Raw genomic sequence first — 20,499 nt, 5'->3', positions numbered from 1 at the left:
CATGCCCGACCCCTGCGGTTCAACGCGCAACAATCCGTAGGGGCGAGGCATGCCCGACCCCTACGGTTCAACGCGCAGCCATCCGTAGGGGCGGGGCATGCCCGACCCCTGCGGTTTAACGCGCAACCATCCGTAGGGGCGAGGCATGCCTCGCCCGTTTTGCCAGGAGGATGGCACCATGCCTGCAGGTTCTTACACCTATTCCGCCGTGATGATGGGCTCGCCCATCCTGCTCAAGCTGTTCGACCACGATGAAACCCTGGCGCGCAACGTCTTTCGGCTGATTAAGCAGCAGGAAAACAGCTTAACCGTTAACCGCAATGCGTCGGAAGTGATGGCGATTAACCACGCCGCCGGTCAGCATGCGGTGGTAGTCAGCCAGCCGGTGTTTGACCTCATTGCCCGCGCCAGAGCGGTCAGCGTTCTGCCGGGCAGCTGCTTTAACTGCACCATCGGCCCGCTGGTCAAACGCTGGAAAATCGGCTTTCGCGGCAGCAGCGTACCGCCCGCCGACGAGCTGCGTGGCCTGCTGGCGCTCACCGATCCTCATCAGGTGATCCTTGATGCCGGGGCGCGTTCGGTGTTTCTGCAGCAGGCCGGTATGGAAATTGACCTCGGCGCAATTGCCAAAGGCTACATTGCCGACGTGGTGCGTGACTATCTGCGCCAGCAGCAGGTGGCGCACGCGCTGATTAATCTCGGCGGCAATGTGCAGACGCTGGGTGACAGTGGCGGGCAGGCGTGGGGCATTGGTCTGAAACAGCCGTTTGGCCGCGATGATGAGCTGATCGGTGTGATAAACGTCACGGGAAAATCGGTGGTGACATCGGGGATCTACGAGCGCTACTTCGAGCTCGACGGGCGCTTATACCATCACATTCTCGACCCGCAGAGCGGCTACCCGCTGGATAACGAGCTGCTGAGCGTCACGATTGTTTCTGAAAACTCGATTGACGGTGATATCTGGACCACCCTGATGTACGGCATGGGCGTCGAAAAAGGCCTCGCCTACCTTGGCGACTATCCGCACATTGAGGCCATCTTCGTTACCCGCGATCGTCAGGTGATCTGCTCATCGCAGCGCCAGTTCCGCTTTACGCTGTCAGACGCCCGCTACCGTCTTACTGACAATACTGCTTAAGCAGCGCGCTGTGTTCCGCCTGCAGGCGATAGCGGTACACCGGGCGGCCGGTGGCGCCGTAGTGAATGCTGGTAAACAGAATATTGACCTGCGCCAGCCAGATCAGATATTTACGGCAGGAGACGCGAGAAATATTCACCGCCGCTGCCAGATCGTCAGTGGAAAACTCCTCCGTGGGATGCGCATCAATCCACTGGCACAGGGTGCGTAACGTCTGCGGCGTTAACCCTTTCGGCAGGCGCTTGGGATCCTCCGCGGCGGCAGGATTGCCGTGGATCAACTGATCAACGTCGGCCTGCTCGTAGAACTGATGGTTATCCATCAGCGTCTTTTTCTGCTTCCAGCCGGTCAGCGCCTCTTCGAAACGGGCAAACTGGAAAGGCTTAATCAGATAATCAACCACGCCGTAGTGCAGCGACTGCTTGATGGTGGCGGCATCGGCGGCGGAGGAGATAACAATCACATCGATGGCGCGGCCCGCTTCACGCAGTACCGGCAGCAGGTCCAGCCCGTTATCCTGCTGCATATACACATCCAGCAAAATCAGATCGATGGCGAATTCCGGATCCAGCACCCGGTCCCGCGCCTGTTGCAGGGTTGAGGCCACATCACAGCAGTGAAAACCGGGTAATTGTGCGACATAGCAGCGGTTCAGCTCTGCCACCATCGCATCATCATCGACGACTAAAACATTGATCATGCGCTTTTACTCTCTATATCCCAGGGCAGTTGTACAAAAAATTGCGTATAAACGCCAGGTTCGGACTCTACAATAATTTTGCCGCCAAGGCTCTCGGTTTGTTGCCGGGCAAGGAACAGCCCGACGCCGCGCTGTTCACCTTTTGACGACACGCCGCGCGCGAAAATCGCCTCCAGCTGCTCTTCTGCAATGCCCGGGCCGTCGTCGCTGACCACGCAGGTCAGCCAGCCGTTCTGGCTGTGCAGCAGCACGCTGATTTCGCCTTCGCCCTGATCGCCCGCCGCATCCAGCGCGTTCTCAATCAGGTTGCCGAGTACGGTGATCAGGGCCGCCACCTGCTGTTCATTCCCGCTGTCGGCCAGCAGGCTCTCATCGCTAATAATCAGCCGGTTGCCGGTATCGGAGGCGCGGCCCATCTTGCTTAACAGGAATCCGGCAATCACCGGAGACTTAATTTTCCCCAGCAGGGAGCCGATTTCCGTCTGGTAATTATTGGCGGTTTTCAGAATATAATCCTCCATCTTGCCATAACTTTTTAAGTGCAGCAGGCCGAGGATCACGTGCAGCTTATTCATAAATTCGTGCGAGCGCTCGCGCAGGGCATCGACATAGTTGACCAGGCCGTCCATGCGCTGCATCAGCTGGCTGACCTCGGTTTTGTCCCTGAAGGTGCAGATCGCCCCAATAATGGCGCCATTGCTGCGTACCGGCATGGTGTTGCACAGCAGCGGGTGACCCTTGAAATCAATCTCGGCATCGCGCTTCGGCCTGCCGGTTTGCAGTACCTCATGCAGGTTGGCGATCAGCGGGCCGGAGTCGGCCACCACCGCACTGATATCGCGCTCTGCGGCCTGCGCGCCGGTCTCGCGAAACAGCAGATGCGCCGCGTGGTTGATCAACGTCACCTGCGAGCAATCGTCAATGGCAATCACCCCCTCTTTCATTGACTGCAGCATCGACTGACGCTGCTCAAACAGGGTGGATATTTCATAAGGCTCCAGCCCGAACAGAATGCTCTTGGCCGCCCGCACCAGCAGGAAGGTGCCCAGCGCGCCGGCCAGCATGCCGAACAGGGCGGTCCACAGGATATTCCAGCGGCTCTTATTCACCTGCTGTACCACTTCGCTCAGCGAGATGCCTATTGCCACCACGCCAATCTGCTTATGCTGGCTGTCATATACCGGCGTAAAGACGCGCAGTGCTTCCGCCAGCTTGCCGTGGTTAATGGCGATATTCTCGCGGCCGGACAGGGCAGGGATGAGGTCGTTGCCGATAAAATGCTGACCGATCAGCTCTTTCTTCGGATGCGAGAAGCGCACGCCGTCCATATTGGTCACCACCACAAACAGCAGGTCATTGCTGCGCTGCGCCGCCATGGCCAGCGGCTGGATAATGTCGCTGTCTGGCGACTGTGTCAGCCCAAGCCGGATATCGGGCGAATCCGCCAGCGTGCGCGCCACCGCCAGCGCTTTATCTTTCACCGCATCGCGCGTTACGTCACTGATCTGAAAAAAATAGAACAGATGGACGATCAGCAGCACCGTGGCGATCACCGCACTGACCATCAGGCTGACGGAGGTACTGAGTTTCATCGGGCGCTTGCGCAGCGCTTTCGCTTGCTGTGGGGCGTTCATGGGCACTCCGAAAAGAGCAGGGCGCACAGCGCGAGTGGGTAGCGAGACATCAGACATCCTCTTCCGCAGAGTTTTGCAAAGCGCAGCCAGTAATGTAAAGGGCAGGGGTGGTGAGAGCAAGGGGGCGGTAAGTGCCCTGAGGGGATCAAAAAAGCCCCTGGCGGGGCTTTAAGCGAGTTAGTTATCCAGTTCACTCATGTTCTTAACCTGATCGCGGTTAATCTGTTCGGTTTTACCCGTCTGCGCATTTTTATAAGAGACCAGACCGGTATCATTATCAATCTGCGGCTTACCGTCGGTGACAATGGTTCTGCCATCGGTGGTATTGAGCGTCTGGTTAGAGGAACAACCCGCCAGCACAAATACGGAGAGTGCGGCAATCACAGTGGTTTTAAAGATGTTCTGTTTCATCGTTAATTTCCTTATAGGTGAATAAAGTCAACAACCTGTAAGTGTAGATGAAAACTGAAATTTTGCAGGCCGCCTGAATAAAAACGGCCATGTTAACCCTGAGAGTTACGCGTCGTCCGGGGTCAGGCCAACCACCACTTCCAGCACCTGGCGGTAAACGTCTAGCTCAACCACGTCAGAAGTGGTTTCCAGCTTCTCAATCAGCTTCAGAATGATCGCCTTGTTATTAACCAGTTGACCCGTAGCGATCAGATCCCTGATCACGCCGCCGAGCGCCTGAGATTCCTGGGCGTACTTTTCTCCTCCTCCTTGAAACCAGGCGACGATTTCGGATTCTGTTGATTGCTGCTGCATAGAGGTAGCCTTCTTAATAGGAGAAATTCTCCGAGATGAAAACGCACTGACGAGAACGGCTGGGTTCGCGGGCGTCAGCAGGTAAAAAACTTAACCAAGTGTAGTTAACTCACAGAAAAGTCTTAATGTTTCTTTGCACCGTTAGCCGGGCCTTCACTGGTAAAAAGATGGGTGACATTATCGCGGTCGCGGATCTCATGCGTCTGGCGGTTCTGCTCCTGGGCCTGAGATTGTCTGACTTCGGCGATAGCACGCCGACAGGCGCGCTGACGCAGCCCTTCTTTTTCTGCTGCCGCCATGTCCTGTAACTGTCTGATAAGTGCAGTTTTACTGATGGCAGCATCGTTTGAGAGCAGGACCATGACAGCCTCGCCCATCACAATATCGGCTAATTTCTCTTCTTCGTTTTTATACATACCAACGTCTCTGAATCAGTGAAGCGGGACATCGAAGATGCCCACAGAAACCTGTTATCCAGGTACCTGCATGCCGGTCATAAAACGCCTGCTCAAGTCAGGCGTCCGGGCCGGTCAGATTGTCGGACTGAGCTGTAACGTAACGCACACTAAAAAGTGGTAATTCAGCAAACATATTGCTTAAAACTCAGTCCCCGCGACCAAACAGTAGCCCAATCAGTTCCTGATAGTGGCGTTCCTGCTCGTGTCCGGTCGCCAGTTCAAGGCGCGTTAGCAGCTTTGAACAGATGGCTTTGCGGTTAAGGTTACGTCCTGAGCGTAAAATCTCAACCACTATCTGGCCAAGAGTTTCCTGCTGGGAGGGCAGGATGGCTTCATTAAAGTAACGGCTGATGTCATTTTCAATCTTCGGGTTGGAATTGTCCTGACGCATGTTAAATGCCCCTCAGTCGTAAAGTTCAAATTATGGTCAAATATTTCTGAATGCAAAGTTATACATCTTTTGACGCGTTGTACAGAAATAGTGAATATTTATGCTTTTCATTTTTGTGCAAAAAGTGCTAAGTGATGATTATCATAGGGTTATGTTGATGCTCTGGGTGTACAGGATAGCTGTACAGCGTCCGGAAACTATCGGTAATGCGGCGGGGATTATTGTAAACAAAAAGTATTCCAAGACCAGTCTTGTGAAGGAAAAAGCAAGCGGCGTTTAAACTATCGGAAATTTCTGGTCTTTGTGAGTGAAAATTATGCCGCCGCGTATCCAATCTTCAGGGCGCAAGCCCGTTGCTCCCTCTGCTGCTATGGTGCAAAAATGCCAGCAGATCGCCGCGCAGTTCCGCCAGGCCATGGCGCAGCTGGATTACCCACGGGCACGCCAGTGCTGCGAGCAAGTGCTGAGGATGATGCCGGGCAATATGTCGGTGTTGAGCGACTACGCGCTGGCGCTGATGCGCGAAGGCAATTACAGCCAGGCGTATAAAACCTATCAGCGCATTGAGGCATCGCCGTTTCGGCAGCAGGCTTCTGAAACCTGGCTCGACGGGCTGGCTGAAGTGTGCGGCTGGCTGGGTAAAACAGAGGAGCTGCAGCGCTACGGCCATCGCTCGCTCCGGGCCGCGGATGATAAGTTTCGTCACGGGCAGCGCTGGCCGCTCGGGCCGATAAAACCCTTCAATACTCAGGCACGTGACAAGAATATTATCGCTTTCAGTTTATACGGTGCCCAGCCGCGCTACTGTGAAACGCTGGTTGAAAACATTAAAGCGGCAGCCGAACTCTATCCGCACTGGAGATGCCGCGTCTATCTGGATGACAGCGTGCCTGAGCACGTCTGGCAGCGTCTGAGGGATGCGGGAGCTCAGCTGCGCGATATGTCCGGTGATAAAGATATCTTCCCTACGCTATGGCGTTTCCTGGTGATGGACGATCCGCTGGTGGAGCGCTTTATCGTGCGCGATGCCGACTCGCTGGTATCGGAGCGTGAAAGCGCTGCCGTGCAAGCGTGGCTCGCCTCGCCGTATCATTTCCATCATATGCGCGACTACTTCACCCATACCGAGCTGCTGCTGGCCGGAATGTGGGGCGGGGTGAACGGGGTATTCCCGCGGGTGGAACCGCTGATCCAGAACTTTATCGCCAGCTACCAGGGCGCCGAGCGCTTCACCGATCAGTACTTCCTGAAAGCGGTGCTGTGGCCGACGGTGCGTGAAAGCATCCTTAATCACGACGAGCTATTTAATTTCCACCACGCGCAGCCGTGGCCGGCGCATGGTCCCATCCGCTGGCAAACCGATGCCTTTCACGTCGGCAGCAATGTCGGTTATTCCTGCGCAGCCGGGAGCAGCACGCTGGCGGACGGGGCGCAGCAGGCGGTGGAGCTGATGATGGGCGGCCAGCAGTATCGCTATCACGCCGGTGTCCAGGGGGGGGATTGGTCGATTTCGCTACCCTTTTTCTTAGTGCAGCGGTATCAGCGTGGCGAGCTCAGCGTTCGCAAGGTTTGATGGCGGGGGCGCGAACTGAGCAACCAACACCAGGGTCGTCTGGTTCTGCCTTTAATTATATATAGAGGGTATTTTTCACTAGCGAACTGAATTATTTGAGTTAAGTCCGATTAAATAGATCCGGCAATGGCTTTACTATTTTTGCCGCCATTGGTTTAACAGCTTAACAAGGTCATTTTTCACCGGGAATTATCAAAAACCATCTAATAACTAAGGTTTTTTTTCGGGAAATTAACTTTTTTATAGCCTAAAGGATAAGTAATATCCTACAGTTAAATCTGTATTAACCAGCTATGGTAGCGCCCTTCTTCACCCCTTATGGGGAGAGTTTGCTTATCCAGGAAACTGAATTCTTATGAAAAAAGTGATCATTGTTGACGATCATCCTGTCATCCGCTTTGCGGTAAAAATGCTGCTGGAAAAGCATGGTCTGGAAGTGGTCGCTGAAACGGATAACGGCGTCGATGCGTTGGCAAAAGTACGTGAGCTGGAGCCAGATTTAGTCCTGCTGGATATCGGGTTGCCTAAGATTGACGGTTTCCAGGTGATTGAGCGCTTACGTTCGATGGCCATCCCGCTGAAGATCCTGGTGCTGACTTCGCAGGCGACAGCGCACTTTGCCCAGCGCTGCCAGCAGACCGGCGCAGATGGTTTTGTCACTAAAACTGACGATCTCGCTGAATTGACGGACGCTATCAAGCTGGTCATGCGCGGCATTAGCTATTTTCCCCAGAGCAGCCATAACTACGGAGCCGCGGCCGATGTGGATCCGCTTAAGCAACTTTCTGATCGCGAACTTAGCGTACTGATGTTGATAGGGCGGGGCTTTGGCAATAAGCAGATTGCCGAGCAGCTGCTGCTGAGTGAAAAGACCATCAGCACGTATAAACATCGTCTTAAAATCAAACTTAATGCCAGCACGCTGATCGAGCTGATTGATTTTGCCCGCAACAATGCCCTGATCAATGACTGACGCGATGATGCGCCTGTTTCAATCCATGCTGCTGGCTGCCTGTGTAATGATACTGACGCCTGCATGGGCAGCAGAATTTCATTTGCTGTCACGCGCAGCGCTTCACGAATTCAAACCGCTAAAGCTTAGCGTTACGCAGCAGCAGTATCTGCACCAGCGTAAACAGTTGGTGATAGGCATATTACGTTATGACATGCCGCCGTTTGGCATGCGCAATATGCGCCAGGAGTATGAAGGCGTCAGCGCCGATTATATCAGCATGGTGGCTGTACAGCTCGGGCTGCCAGTGGTCGTCAAACAATACGACGACAGCAAGATGCTGTGGCAGGCGCTGGCTAAAGGAGAGATTGACCTTATCCCCTCAGTACCGGGATTCAGCGATGACCCGGACTATGATTTTTCCCTTCCTTATGCAGTGGAAAAACCGGTGCTGGGGGTCAATATCAATGATATTCAGACGCTGCCGTACGATCTGCGCAACATCAATGTGGCGATGGTGAAAGACTTTTTACCGCTTACCACGCTGAAGAAATACTACCCCGAGGCAAATTTTCGCTTTTACAATAATTATCAGGATGCCCTTAGCGCTGTGGCTTTCGGTCAGGAAAAGGTCTTTATTGGCAACAGCTACTCGCTCAGCCGCAACTTTCTCAACAACGTGCGCCTTGAGCGTTACAGCCAGCTGCCCGATCGTCTGGTCGGTTTCGCGCTGAGCCGCCAACAGCCGATCCTGGTTACGCTGGTAAATGAAGCGCTTGCGGCCATTCCTCAGGAGGAGAAAGATCGGCTACAGCGGCTGTGGCAGACTAATCTGGTGGAGGTGGGGCAGACGGCATCACCGCTCAGTTTTACGCCAGAAGAAAAAAAATGGATGGCAGATCATCAGCATATTAACGTGCTGCTGTATGGCCAGGATAACGCTGCGCCCATCTCTTTTGTTGATAACAATGGCACTCTGCATGGCATGGTGGGTGACCTGCTATCGGTTATTGCGTTAAAAACCGGTATGCATTTCCATTTTTCTACGGTGGACACCACGCAGCAGCTGGTTGACGGGGTGAACAGCGGCAAAGCCGATATGCTCGCCTCCCTGACCCCGAGCGAGGCACGCAGCAAGCAGATTCTCTTTACCCGGCCTTATCTGCGCAGTGCCTTCGCCCTGGCGGTGCGCAAAGATAATAATGATATTCACTCACTGCCCGATCTGCGCGGTAAACGCCTGGCACTGGTGCACAACACCAACGTTGAGTCGCTGGTGCGCAGCCGTTATCCTGAAATTAATATTGTGGCGGTGGAGAACGAATCCGAGCTGTTAGCCAGCGTCGCCAAAGGGCGGGCCGATGCCTCAGTCAGTATCCTGATGATGGCGGATTACCACATTAAAACCCAGTATGCTAACCGGCTGAAAATCGTAGGTACGATTGGGGATACGCCCGCCTGGATCTCTTTTGGCGTCGGGCGGGCCGATCCGGTATTACGCAATATTCTCGATAAGGTTCTACTGAGTATTCCTCCCTCTGAGATGGAAAGCCTTGCCAATCGCTGGCGGCCCAGTGACTTTATCGTGGTGGATAATTTTTGGTCACGCTATCGTGAAGTGCTGATCGCCAGCGGGCTTTTTACTCTGCTGATCATTGCTATTATCACCGGCTGGGCGCTCTATTTACGCCAGCAGATCAAACGTAAAGCCGAGCTGCGTCGACAGCTGAATAACCAGCTTTCACAACTGCGTGAAGTGGTGAACAGCATGCCTTTCCCGGTATCGCTGCGCGACAATAACGCCTGTTTAATCTACTGTAACCAGCGCTATCTGGAAGAGACCGGAATCGATTATCAGGCAGCGCTGGGTACCACCATGGAGCAATCACCCGGTTTGCGCTCCCCCGAGCAGGCCAGCTTCTATCATCAGCAAATGCTTGAGGTGATTGCTACCGATCAGCCGATCGTTGAGGACCGCCGCTACGATCTCTATGGTAACCCGGACTCCTCAATTGGTCTGACGGTCTACCAGTGGATCCAGCCCTGGCACGACAGTGATGGCAAGGTGATGGGGGTGATTGGCGGATGGATGGATATTACCGAACGTGAGGCGCTGTTTGCCGAATTGCGCGATGCCAAAGAGCGCGCCGAGGACTCAAACCGTGCCAAATCGGTATTCCTCTCCACCATGAGCCACGAAATCCGCACGCCGATGAACGCCATTATCGGCATGCTGGATATGGCGCTGAAAAGAGGGCGCGATAACCAGATCGATCTGCAGGCGCTGGAAGTGGCCTATGAATCAGCTGAGAGCCTGGTCGGGCTGATCGGCGATATTCTTGATATCAGCCGTATTGAGGGCGGTCATCTGGAGTTCAATCCTGAAACGATCAACCTTGGCAAGGTGATCGACAACATGCTGAAGGTTTATCAGGGCCTGGCGATTGATAAAAATATTACTCTCAACAAACTCTACCCGGAAGAGCCGATAGTGGATGTCATGGCCGACCCGCTGCGAATTAAGCAGGTGTTGGCGAATCTACTCAGCAATGCAATCAAATTCACCGATCGCGGCGGCGTCTCGCTTTCACTGCAACAGAGTATCGACCGGGATAATGGCTGCGTATATTACTGTATTGAGGTACAGGATAGCGGTATTGGGATTGCGGCAGCCAGCCAGGCGGCGCTGTTCCAGCCTTTCAGCCAGGCGGAAAATCGCCGTGCTGGCACCGGGCTGGGGCTATATATCAGCCGCACCATTTGCGAAAATATGCAGGGCTCGCTGACGTTAAACAGCGAAAAGGGTATGGGCACGCGGGTACGCGCTACGCTACAGCTGCCGCTTGTTGCTCAGATAGCTGAGCAGAGTAGCGTTAGTGAGCAGCCGGAGCAGGGGCTGCCGATATTCCACGTGCTGGTGGTAGATGATAATGCCGCCAATCGTATGCTGCTGGCAAAGCAGTTGGCATGGCTCGGGCAAACTACCCAACTGGCAAGTGACGGCTACGCCGCGTTAAAACTTTGGCAGGAGAATCGCTTCGATGTGATTATCACCGACTGTAATATGCCGGGGATCAATGGCTATCAGCTGACGGAGATTATTCGTGAATCGGAAGAGGAGCAGCAGCGCGAACCCAGCTGGATAATGGGCTTTACCGCCAATGCCATGCATGAAATCACCGAGCGGTGTTTGCGGGCGGGTATGAACAGCTGCCTGTTTAAACCCTGCTCGATCAACAGTCTGGCTGCCGCACTGCGGGCTATTAACGTAAGCCGTCAACATGTTCAAAGCGTGAAAAAGAGTATCAGCATTGAGCAAAACCAACGTGCCGAAAGCGTTGAGCCTGACAGCAGTATCGAAAATGCTAATGATGAAGTTGACCGTCAGATTAAAATCGCTATGCGCAACCTGATGATCACCACCCTGAAGGCGGATCTTGAGCGGATGGCGGTGCTGCATCTTGCCGAGCAGCCTGGTGAGGTTGCCGACCTGGCGCACCGTATCGCGGGCAGCGTCAGGATTGCCGGGCGAAATGACTTAGCGGATGCCTGCATTCAGCTGGAAGTCAATTGTCGCCAGCCTGAAGCTCATGAAGGTAGATTAGCTACACAGTACAGTCAGTTAATCAGGATACTTAATGACTACCTGGCTCAGCTTGAAACGGAAGCAGCAGAGGAGTTAAACAGGCCATGCTAAAAACCGTTACGACGGGCAAAATCCACCACGTCGCGGATTTTATCCGTTTTCAGTTTTGTCATAATACTGCGTTTATAGGTACTGATAGTTTTACTGCTGAGTAAAAGCTCGCTGGCAATAGTTTTATTCGTTTTCCCACTGGCCAGTTCGCGCAGAATTTGCAATTCCCGGTTGGTGAATGTCAGTATTAACTGCAGATCTTTATTGGTGCTGCCGACCTGAAGTGGCGAGTGTGCGAAGATATGTCTGTCACTTTTCATTCGCTCAAGCAGTATTACAATTCTCTCCAGCTCGTCTGACTTGGTCAGATAGCCCTGAATTTCCAGACGATGGCCGCGAATCAGGTGATAGGCGCTGTCCCCTCCCGCCAGTACAAAAACTTTGATGTGCGGGTTCAAGCGTTTTATCCGACACAGCTTATTGAAAGGTTCTTCTGGCAGGTTAACCGGGTCGAAAATAATAACGTCGGGAATATGGGTTTCAACCTGATAAATAAACTCACTCGGTTCTGAAGTGCTGCAGGTTATGGTGTAATCCATATTTGCCAACAGATGCTTTAAGCCATATATAATAATCGGGTGGCTATCATAGATAATTACATTAGTAGACATGCTATTCCCTTAATTAGAAGACTAAATTCTCTCATAGCAACGCAATAGATAAACCAGGACGGGTCTCCTTCATTCCGTCGCGTGTAAAGCGCCGGCTGTGGTGTAATGAGTAATAAGACGATGCAGATGATTAGATGACAGTGGCTTGGTCAGGCACTCATTCATTCCGGCCTCCAGGCAGAGGCGGGCCACTTCCTCGCCAATCATTGCCGTCAGCCCGAGGATCGGGATTGGCGCAAGATTAAGCTGTTGCTCTTCGGTGCGAATACGCTGCGTCATGGCAAAACCGTCCATCTCCGGCATGGTGCAGTCGGTGATGATCAGCGAGTAATCCCCCGCGTTCTGCCAGTAATTCAAGCCTTCCAGCCCGTGAACCGCAGTAGTGACCTTGTGACCCATCGCGCTGAGCTGCTGGTTGAGTATCAGTAAGGCCGGGGGGTAATCATCCACCACCAGAATATTCAATGATGTCGGCGTGAGCACCTGCGTAGCGGGCTTAAGCGCTGAGCGGGCATTCAGATGCAGGCTGACCGCAGTGCCATGCCCTGTTTCGCTCTCAATCCGCAGTTTTCCTCCGGCCATCGCGACCATCTGGCGGCAGGCTTGAAGGCTCAACCCGGTGCCGTGCAGGTCGGTTTCACTGGCGGACTCCTCTAACTGGAGATCTGTTTCCCAGCTTAATGGTAGCCCAGCTCCGCGGTCAGTGACTTTTATCTCCAGTGGAAGCTGGCCCTGAGCATTGATGTTTCCCTGCAGCAGCATCACTTCGATATCCCCGGCTGGGGTGTGTTTCACCGCATTACGCAATAGCGTAGAGAGCACGCGGATAATCAGCAGGGGGTCGGTTTCACACTGTGTTTCTCTCATTCGATTGGTGATGAGAATTCGTTGGGAATTTTCTTCGGCCTGCTGGCGGTAGAGCGCCACGGTACTTTGTACCAGCGAGGACAGGTTTACCAGGCGTGAATTGCCCGCATGGTCTGGTGTTTCCGCGCGAAAGATATCGAACACGTCCCCGGTCAGCGACATCAGCTCGCAGGCAGATTCATAGGCAGTTTGCAGATTGATATTGGGGCGTGCTGCGTTACCCGGCTTACGTAACTCCAGCTCAAGCAGGCCGATAATGGCATTGATCGGCGTGCGCACCTGGTGACTCATACTTTTCATAAAGGTGTTATGCGCCTGTAGCATACGCTGATTTTTGTCTTTGGCAGCCTGCAACTGGGCTATCAGCATGCGATTTTGCCTGAGGCGGTCGAGCAGTCGCTGCAGTGAGTGGCGTAGATGGTTAATCCACAACGCACTGAGAATGATAACCAGCAGAACGGCCAGAACGGCCAGAACGGGCAGCATCAGTGAACCTAAATCTGAGAACCAGTCCTGCTCATCTTCCTCTGCCACCGGCTCTACGCGCCAGGTTGCGGCGAGTTTGATCAGGGTTTCCGGTGAGGTGGCCTGCAGCGCTTTGTTAATGATGGCGATGGCTGGGGCATTGTCACCGCGCGCGGCAAAACTAACATTGATCGGCCTGGCAGGCAGTGCCAGAGCCTGATAGAGACCGCGATGGCTGTTCTGTTGCAAATAATATTGTGCAGCAAACAGGGTTGAAATAGCGCCATGTACTGCGTCATTTTCCAGTAAATCGACGGACTGGCTGGAGGTCTCTGTCAGCGTGAGCTGCAGCATGGGAAACCAGGTTTCCAACCACGGGATAAGGGGATTGCCACGCTCAATGGCGATCTTCTCTCCGCTGAGTTCGTGCATTGAGATGGGGTGAACATCCGCCTTTTTCATCAGCAAAATAGCCGGGCTGACCAGCCATGGCATGCTCTGCTTCAGGGTAGGGGGCATCACCTCACTCTCCCCTGGCACGCTCAGATCGCTGGCCACTATCGCCGACTTATACTGCCCTAGCAGCTCGGCCATCTGTTCATCGCTATGGGCGATTTTATAATTAAACGTCAGGCCGAAGTGTTGGCTCAGCCACTGTAAAATATCAACGGAGAGCCCGGCGGGTCGCCCGTTGGCATCAACAAAATTCAGTGGAGCATGGCGGCTGTCCAACAGCACGTTGATGGCATTCTGCTGTTGCAGCCAGGCGCTTTCCGGTTCGCTAAGCTGTAAAGCGTGTGGGTTGATCACATGGTCATTACCCAGCCCCCAACTTTGCGCAATCCTCAGGCGACTGACCAGCGGCAGGCTGCTCAGCACGCTATCAATGGCGCGCAGTAAGTGCGGCGAACGCTCGCTGACGCCGAAGCTAAGATTAAGATCGCCATGCGTCGGATGGGGCAGCAGCCAGAGGTGCTCGACCTGCATGTCGCGCGTCAGAAATTTCGCCGTGGCGCGGTTCATCCACTGGGGTGCAGAAGTGCCAAGTGCCACGGAGTTGATAATGTGATGATAATTTTGCTGTCCGCTGTTCTCTTCCAGCGGCGTGCGGCCGGTCAGGTTTGCCGCATCAGTCAGCAGGTCGTTAAGCAAATGAGGTGGCGCGTTAGACATACCTGCTGCAGCGGAGACAATTTTCTGGCGGCTGACCAGCACCGGGCTGTCGAGCAGCCACGGCAGTGAAGCCTGTACCCGGCCCTGCGACGTTATGGCTTTATTCCACACCGCCAGCAGCGTGATCTCCCCACTATTCAGGGCCGCCAGCGCGGCTCTACTGTTGCGATAGTGGAGTAATGTGAAGTGGACGTTCAGCGCCGACTCCAGCAGTGACAAATAGTCGGCATCGATTCCTGCCAGCTGGCCGCGCTCAATCCCCTCGCTGACGGGAGGTTGAGACAGGCCCCATACGCCGACCTTTATTACCGGATGCGAGCGCAGCCAGGCCGTCACATCAGGGGTGAAGTTTGTCACGGGCGGCGTGACTTCAATACGCGGCGTTAGCGTCAGGACTTGCGGTGCTGGCGTACTTGCCACGACGTCAGACCACAGCGTGACGGCACACAGCAGAAGAGTTAGCAGAAATCGATTCATCATTATTGCAACATGTTTGCGCCTGCTCCCTCGTGGGGCGGCTCAGTGGGCGGTGTTAAAACAGATGATGCATTTCAGTCTGTTCCGGTTCGGTTGGCGTCACTGGCGGCATTACGGCCACAATCCCGTCATCGCAGGCGGGTTGGTGGTTGTTCCAACTGGCTGGGGGTTCTTCACCCACGACGTCGTTCAGCTCAAGCGCGGACGCTGGCGTGCTGTCGGCGATCGCATTACCGCTGAACAGCTGCTCTGGCGCAGGCACCAGCAGCTCGCCGGGACCCGGCAGTAGCGTAACGCTCTTGGCGCCGGGCTCGACGCTGGCTGGAACGGTGTGTAGCGAAATAATATCCGCCAGCAGCGGGTCGTGGTGGCTGGTGCCCAGATAACTATCCTGCACCGGGGCAGCGTGATGTTGGGTTACCGCGCTATGATCGGCCTGCGGATGATGCTCGCCATGCTGCTGTTCTGCGTGCCGGTCGTGGGCGTCAACTTTGGCTTCAGCGGCATGCTGTGAGGGTGATTTTAACGGCGGCTCGCCTTTATCCTGTGGGTCAGCGCTGTGGTTAGCCTCCTGATGGACGACACTATTTTCAGCCTTCGTGGCGGAAGCGTCGCTGGCTGGCACGTCAGAACTCTGTGCATCCTGCTGTAGATTTACGTCTTCGGGGCGGGTCTCGGCTAAGGAGGTAACGGGCGCAGTGTCACTCCCCGCCACGGCAATGGGATCGAGCGCGCGATCGTTCACCAGGTACACCAACTCGTGGCTGACGTCAGTGCCGGTATACAGGGCACGAGCAGGGGCACTGCCCTGTAGGGAGCGCGCGTAGCGGTTGTTGTCATCATCGCCGCTATCTTCCCACTCCTGTGGGTCGGCGCGCTCTGGCTCGGTGGGGGAGAGCGCTGAAGGAGCCTGTGACTCTCGCAGATTAGTGGTGTCAGTAAAAGGGGGCATCTGGAATTGTTCCTGTAAAAAAGTGAGAAAAAGCCGCGTGTTAAGAAATTTCTTTGATTGTGCCTGAGTGGGTTAAGAGTTAGTCCAGGCCCGGTCTTGGTTTCAGCTGGCGGGGGAAATTGCAGGGAAAAAAAGCCCGCCAGAGGAGGCGGGCAAAACAGGACCACGCGCGGTGGCCTGTAACACAACGGAATTACTGCTGATGAACCTGAACGCCCTGCTGGATCAGCACATCAACCTCGTGGTCGCTGTTCTGATAGACGTTGTAGGTAGTACCATCCATGGTCACTTCACCCTGGGCGTTCCACTGATCCGTTGATTTATCGCCGTTGACGCTCTCCAGGTTAACGCTATCTCCGCTATCGCCTTTGACCATCAGCTGGGTACTGCCGTTGTTCAGGAACAGATCTTCACTGCCCATCGCCAGCACGTCGTTGACGTTGAGATTCAGCGTGGTGTCCCCTTTAGCCGTAATATCAATCACATCTACTTCCGGCTGCTGATGCACAATATTGCTCAGATTGATTGGCTGCTCGGCCTGATCAATCACCAGCGTATTCAGCGGCTGACCGTGAATACTGTTCTGCTGGTCATGATGCTCCACGGCACTCTGAGGCTGCTGCGCCGCATCGTGATGTTCTTCCGTCACGGACGACACCGCCATGATGCCGTGCTCTGCATCGTGAGAAGCGGATTCGTCTGCAACGCTACTGATGCCGGCGCTGTGAGCTGCGGCGATATCTGCCGCGTTGGCTTTGGAGTACTGGATGTTATCTACGATGAAACCACTTGCTTCGTTGACCGCAACGATTTCAACACGGCCAATCAGTGAACCATCGGGAGCTGTATAGCTGTTGGTGCTGATTGCACCCGTGGCTAATTGCAGTGTTCCAATCAACGTATTATTGGTGTCATAGAAGTTCAGCCACGCCGTACCCGCCACATTCACCCCAGCAGTCTCGATCGAGAAGTTATAAGCCGGGTTGTCAAGATTAAGTTCCATCGTCATGCTGAGAGAGCTTGCATTAAGCTGTAAGACTTTCCCGCCAGCAGGGTACCAGGCGACAGCTCCCACCATGACAGTAGGGTTACCCGTATAGCTGATCGTGTATCCATTCATATGCGTACCGCTGGCAACGGTGCTGCCTTCGGTATAACTGGTGAACGGATCAAGCACGGTAGCCGCCAGCTTAAAGTCGAACTCGCTACTGGCGGCACCTACGACGCCCGCCTGACTGATCGGCTGAGCCGTAAAGGCATAGTTGTCGTAAGCCATGTCGGCGGTTGGTGTCCAGCTCCAGTTGCCGCTGCCATCCACATCCACCGTTGCCACCGGGGTGCCGTTATTCATTAGTACCACCTGACCGTTGGCCGGACCGCTGCCGTTGAGGGTCGGCGTGGTGTCATCGGTGATGGATCCTGATACCAGGCTGCCGGTTACAAGGCCGACGTTATCTTCAAGGTCGGTGATTGTCGGTGCTGCCGGAACCGTATCATCAATGTGCAGTTCGAACGGGTCGGAGTCGGTACTGTTACCTGCATCATCAATCAGGCGCACGGTAAAGTTATAGTCGCCGTTGGCCAGCGCCAGGTCAGGGCTAACCGACCAGCTTCCGCCAGGGCCAGTGATCGCGGTGCCGATCAGTGTGCCGCTTTGGTCGCGCAGCTCAACGCGTAACCCTTCTTCCCCGGATGTACCGCTCAGCAGCGGCTGCTTCTCATCGGTCCAGTCGCCGCTGTGCAGCGGGTCAGTGACGGTGCCGGTGGTATCATCCGCGCTAACAATCACCGGTTTTACCGGAGCAACAGTATCCAAATCCACCGCAATTGGCGTGGATTTTGCGCTTTCATTGCCTGCCGGGTCGGTAAAGCTGGCACTGATTGGATGCGTGCCGTCGCCGGTAATCGGACCGGTAACGGTCCAGGCACCGCCAGGGCCAACAATACCAGAACCGATCAGGGTACTGCCGTCGTACAGCTTGACGATATCACCTTCAATGCCGCCGCTGCCTGACATCTCCATATTACCGTTGTTGGTTACGCCGCCCGCGGTCAAATCTTTATCATTGCCGTCTTCCAGCGTTGGCGTTGGCGCCGCCGGAGCGGTGGTGTCGAGGTCAACCGCGATAGGAGCCGATTTGGCGCTCTCATTGCCGGCTTTGTCGGTGTAGCTGGCGCTGATCGGGTGGGTGCCGTCGCCGCTAATCGGACCGGTAACGTCCCATACGCCGCCCGGACCGACAATGGCGGAACCAATCAGGGTATTGCCGTCGTACAGTTTAACGATCTCGCCTTCAGTACCGCCCGTGCCGGACATGTCCAGGTTGCCGTTATTCGTCAGACCGCCTGCGGTCAGATCCTTAGCGTTGCCATCTTCCAGCGTCGGCGTAGCCGGTGCTGACGGGGCAATGGTGTCGAGGTCAACCGCTATAGGGGCAGATTTGAGGCTTTCATTGCCAGCCGGGTCTGTAAAGCTGGCGCTGATTGGATGGGTACCCTCGCCGCCGATCGCGCCTGGTACGGTCCACACGCCGCCATCGCCGACTACCGCAGAGCCGATCAGAGTGGCGCCATCGTAAAGTTTGACGATATCACCCTTGGTGCCGCCGCTACCGGACATCTCCAGGTTACCGTTATTGGTCAGGCCGCCGTGGGTCAGGTCGAGGCCGTTACCATCTTCCAGCGTTGGCGCAGGCGCAGCCGGAGCCACGGTATCCAGGTCGACCGCAATCGGTGCGGATTTGGCGCTTTCGTTGCCCGCCGGGTCGGTAAAGCTGGCGCTGATCGGATGAATGCCGTCGCCAGCAATGGCGCCGGGTACGGTCCAGATGCCGCCGTCGCCGACTACTGCAGAGCCAATCAGGGTGTTGCCGTCATACAGCTTAACGATGTCACCCTTCGTGCCGCCGCTGCCGGACATCTCCAGGCTGCCGTTGTTAGTCGGGCCGCCGGCGGTCAGGTCGAGGTGGTTGCCATCTTCCAGATGGGGCGTTGGCGCAGCGGGTGCAGTCGTGTCGAGATCGACAGCAATGGGTGCAGATTTAGCACTTTCGTTGCCCGCCGGGTCGGTATAGCTGGCGCTGAGGTCATGGGTGCCGTCGCCGATTAATGCGTCGGGAATTGTCCAGTTGCCGTCTTTGTCGACGGTGGTGGAGCCGACCAGCTTGTCGCCGTCGTACAGCTTCACGATGTCGCCAGGGGTACCGCCGGTGCCGGACATATCCATATCGCCGTTGTTGGTCAGGCCACCGTGGGTCAGGTCGGTGCCGTTGCCATCGGTGAGGGTCGGAGCAGGGGCCGCAGGTGCGGTAGTATCGAGGTCTACCGGAATCGGCAGGGAGCGCGCGCTCTCGTTGCCGGTCGGATCGGTGATGCCAACGCTAAGGTCGTGTTTGCCGTCGCCGACGATGGTGCCGGGTACGGTCCAGTTGCCGTCCTTATCAACCACCGCAGAGCCGATCGGTTTGTCGCCATCATACAGCTTGACCACGTCACCGGGCGTTGCGCCGCCGCCGGACATGCGCACATCACCGTCGTTGGTCATACCGCCGTGAGTCAGGTCCTGGCCTTTGCCGTCGGCGAGGCTGAGGTCGTCGCCCGTAGACGGAGCGGTAAGGTCAACGCTGAACGAAATCGGTGCAGTTTTCGCGCCTTCGACGCCCTCGGCGTTAACCTGACTAAAGCTGACGTTGTGCGGGCCTTCGGCCAATGCGCTGACCGGCTTAAACTCCCAGCTGCCGTTGCTTGCTACGTGCGCGGAGCCAATCAGCTTGCCGTTGTCGTAGACGTTGACGGTGCTGCCTGGAGTGCCGTTACCGGCGAATACCGGGTGGCTATCATCGGTGCTGCCGTTGGCTGGGATCTTCCCTTGCACGCTGCCGACGTTGTCGGTGGCGGTAATCGTCCCCGGAGCTACCGGGGCGTGGTTACCGTTTTCGTGATGGCCACCGCCGTGATTGTTGGCGGCCAGCGCAATGCCGGTCAGGGCTGCCAGAGCTGCCAGCGCACCAAGGGCGATCATGCCGTTGCTCAGGCCAGCCGCCGCCGCCAGGCCTTCGAGACCCGCCGTCGAATCACTGCCGAGGATCAGCGTGGATGCGCCGCTGTCATCCAGCAGCAGGAAGGCGTCGCGATCGGAGCCGTCCTGGTTGACGTAGGTGTGGTAAGTGCCGTCGGCGGTCATGCCGGACAGCTCGCCCTGGTGGTCATAGAAGCCGTCAATGATAATTTCCGGCGTGTCGTCGCCATCCTGGGTGAAGACCTGCAGATCTTTACCGACGCGTTTTACCACGATGTGGTCTGGTGCGGTCTGATTTTCACCGCTGGACAGCAGATATTTACCGCCGTCAATAGCTTTGATATGAACCGGCTGGCCTTTGGCCGCCTGCGGCAGCGATGCCGTCTTAGTGATAGTTTTGCCGTCAACAACCAGCAGATGCAGAGGTGAATTCATAATGCATGAGTCCTGATGAGAGAATTGAACGAATTAAATTCAGAGGCTGTTCCTCAGAATTTTCCTGATAATGCAGGGAATGGTTTAGAAAAGAACCAGGCCATGTCTTGGATGAGAAGATTTTGTCCGTAAAAATGTGTTCTGATGAAAAGTAAATAAAGAAGAAGGCGTGTCGGCTCGAGGGGGATAA

Annotated in this window: 14 protein-coding genes; 4 read left to right on the top strand and 10 right to left on the bottom strand. The window is 55.3% G+C overall.

Annotation, left to right across the window (positions count from 1 at the left end; all coding sequences use genetic code 11):
* Positions 1–178: 178 nt before the first annotated feature.
* On the top strand, positions 179–1,141 hold the full coding sequence (locus QLG07_RS04590) for an FAD:protein FMN transferase (protein ID WP_282468604.1): 963 nt from the start codon (positions 179–181) through the stop codon (positions 1,139–1,141).
* On the opposite strand, the gene dcuR is transcribed toward QLG07_RS04590, so the two are convergent.
* From dcuR to ycgZ, 6 genes are all read right to left on the bottom strand, one after another.
* Positions 1,122–1,841, bottom strand: a complete 720-nt coding sequence (gene dcuR, locus QLG07_RS04585) for a two-component system response regulator DcuR (protein WP_048916278.1) — start codon at positions 1,839–1,841, stop codon at positions 1,122–1,124. The two genes, QLG07_RS04590 and dcuR, sit on opposite strands and share 20 nt — an antisense overlap.
* Positions 1,838–3,475 carry a sensor histidine kinase gene (locus QLG07_RS04580; RefSeq protein ID WP_282468593.1) on the bottom strand — a complete coding sequence of 546 codons (1,638 nt, stop codon included), beginning with the start codon at positions 3,473–3,475 and terminating at the stop codon, positions 1,838–1,840. The genes dcuR and QLG07_RS04580 overlap by 4 nt, the downstream gene beginning before the upstream one ends.
* Positions 3,476–3,652: 177 nt before the next feature.
* Positions 3,653–3,886 carry a YgdI/YgdR family lipoprotein gene (locus tag QLG07_RS04575; protein WP_048916276.1) on the bottom strand — a complete coding sequence of 78 codons (234 nt, stop codon included), beginning with the start codon at positions 3,884–3,886 and terminating at the stop codon, positions 3,653–3,655.
* Positions 3,887–3,991: 105 nt separating this feature from the next.
* Positions 3,992–4,240 carry a biofilm/acid-resistance regulator YmgB/AriR gene (locus tag QLG07_RS04570; protein ID WP_048916275.1) on the bottom strand — a complete coding sequence of 83 codons (249 nt, stop codon included), beginning with the start codon at positions 4,238–4,240 and terminating at the stop codon, positions 3,992–3,994.
* Between the two features lie 122 nt (positions 4,241–4,362).
* Positions 4,363–4,656, bottom strand: coding sequence for a hypothetical protein (locus tag QLG07_RS04565; protein ID WP_053110430.1), 294 nt, complete (start codon positions 4,654–4,656; stop codon positions 4,363–4,365).
* 187 nt (positions 4,657–4,843) lie between these two features.
* On the bottom strand, positions 4,844–5,089 hold the full coding sequence (gene ycgZ, locus QLG07_RS04560; protein WP_048916274.1) for a regulatory protein YcgZ: 246 nt from the start codon (positions 5,087–5,089) through the stop codon (positions 4,844–4,846).
* Positions 5,090–5,459: 370 nt separating this feature from the next.
* Here ycgZ and QLG07_RS04555 point away from each other — a divergent pair, with 370 nt between their 5' ends.
* The 3 genes from QLG07_RS04555 (at position 5,460) to QLG07_RS04545 (ending at position 11,311) form a co-directional block, all read left to right on the top strand.
* Positions 5,460–6,662, top strand: coding sequence for a tetratricopeptide repeat protein (locus QLG07_RS04555; RefSeq protein WP_282468603.1), 1,203 nt, complete (start codon positions 5,460–5,462; stop codon positions 6,660–6,662).
* A 355-nt stretch (positions 6,663–7,017) separates the two neighbouring features.
* Positions 7,018–7,635, top strand: a complete 618-nt coding sequence (locus QLG07_RS04550; protein ID WP_187496904.1) for a response regulator transcription factor — start codon at positions 7,018–7,020, stop codon at positions 7,633–7,635.
* Complete coding sequence (locus QLG07_RS04545; RefSeq protein WP_282468592.1) at positions 7,628–11,311, top strand: transporter substrate-binding domain-containing protein; 3,684 nt, start codon at positions 7,628–7,630, stop codon at positions 11,309–11,311. The genes QLG07_RS04550 and QLG07_RS04545 overlap by 8 nt, the downstream gene beginning before the upstream one ends.
* Here the strand turns inward: QLG07_RS04545 and QLG07_RS04540 are convergent.
* From QLG07_RS04540 to QLG07_RS04525, 4 genes are all read right to left on the bottom strand, one after another.
* The gene (locus QLG07_RS04540; protein WP_282468591.1) at positions 11,308–11,922 is read right to left on the bottom strand and encodes a response regulator transcription factor; all 615 of its coding nucleotides are present in this window, start codon (positions 11,920–11,922) and stop codon (positions 11,308–11,310) included. The genes QLG07_RS04545 and QLG07_RS04540 overlap by 4 nt on opposite strands.
* 69 nt (positions 11,923–11,991) lie before the next feature.
* Positions 11,992–14,907 (bottom strand): transporter substrate-binding domain-containing protein, encoded by a 2,916-nt coding sequence (locus QLG07_RS04535; RefSeq protein WP_282468590.1) that lies wholly within the window; start codon positions 14,905–14,907, stop codon positions 11,992–11,994.
* 52 nt (positions 14,908–14,959) lie between these two features.
* Positions 14,960–15,856, bottom strand: a complete 897-nt coding sequence (locus QLG07_RS04530; protein WP_282468589.1) for a hypothetical protein — start codon at positions 15,854–15,856, stop codon at positions 14,960–14,962.
* A gap of 193 nt (positions 15,857–16,049) precedes the next feature.
* Positions 16,050–20,309: an Ig-like domain-containing protein gene (locus tag QLG07_RS04525; protein ID WP_282468588.1), complete on the bottom strand. Its 4,260-nt coding sequence runs from the start codon at positions 20,307–20,309 to the stop codon at positions 16,050–16,052.
* Positions 20,310–20,499 lie beyond the last annotated feature (190 nt).

This window comes from Erwinia sp. V90_4 (assembly GCF_029967685.1).
Classification (GTDB): Bacteria; Pseudomonadota; Gammaproteobacteria; order Enterobacterales; family Enterobacteriaceae; genus Erwinia; species Erwinia aphidicola.
This window is presented reverse-complemented; position numbering and strand designations above follow the sequence as displayed.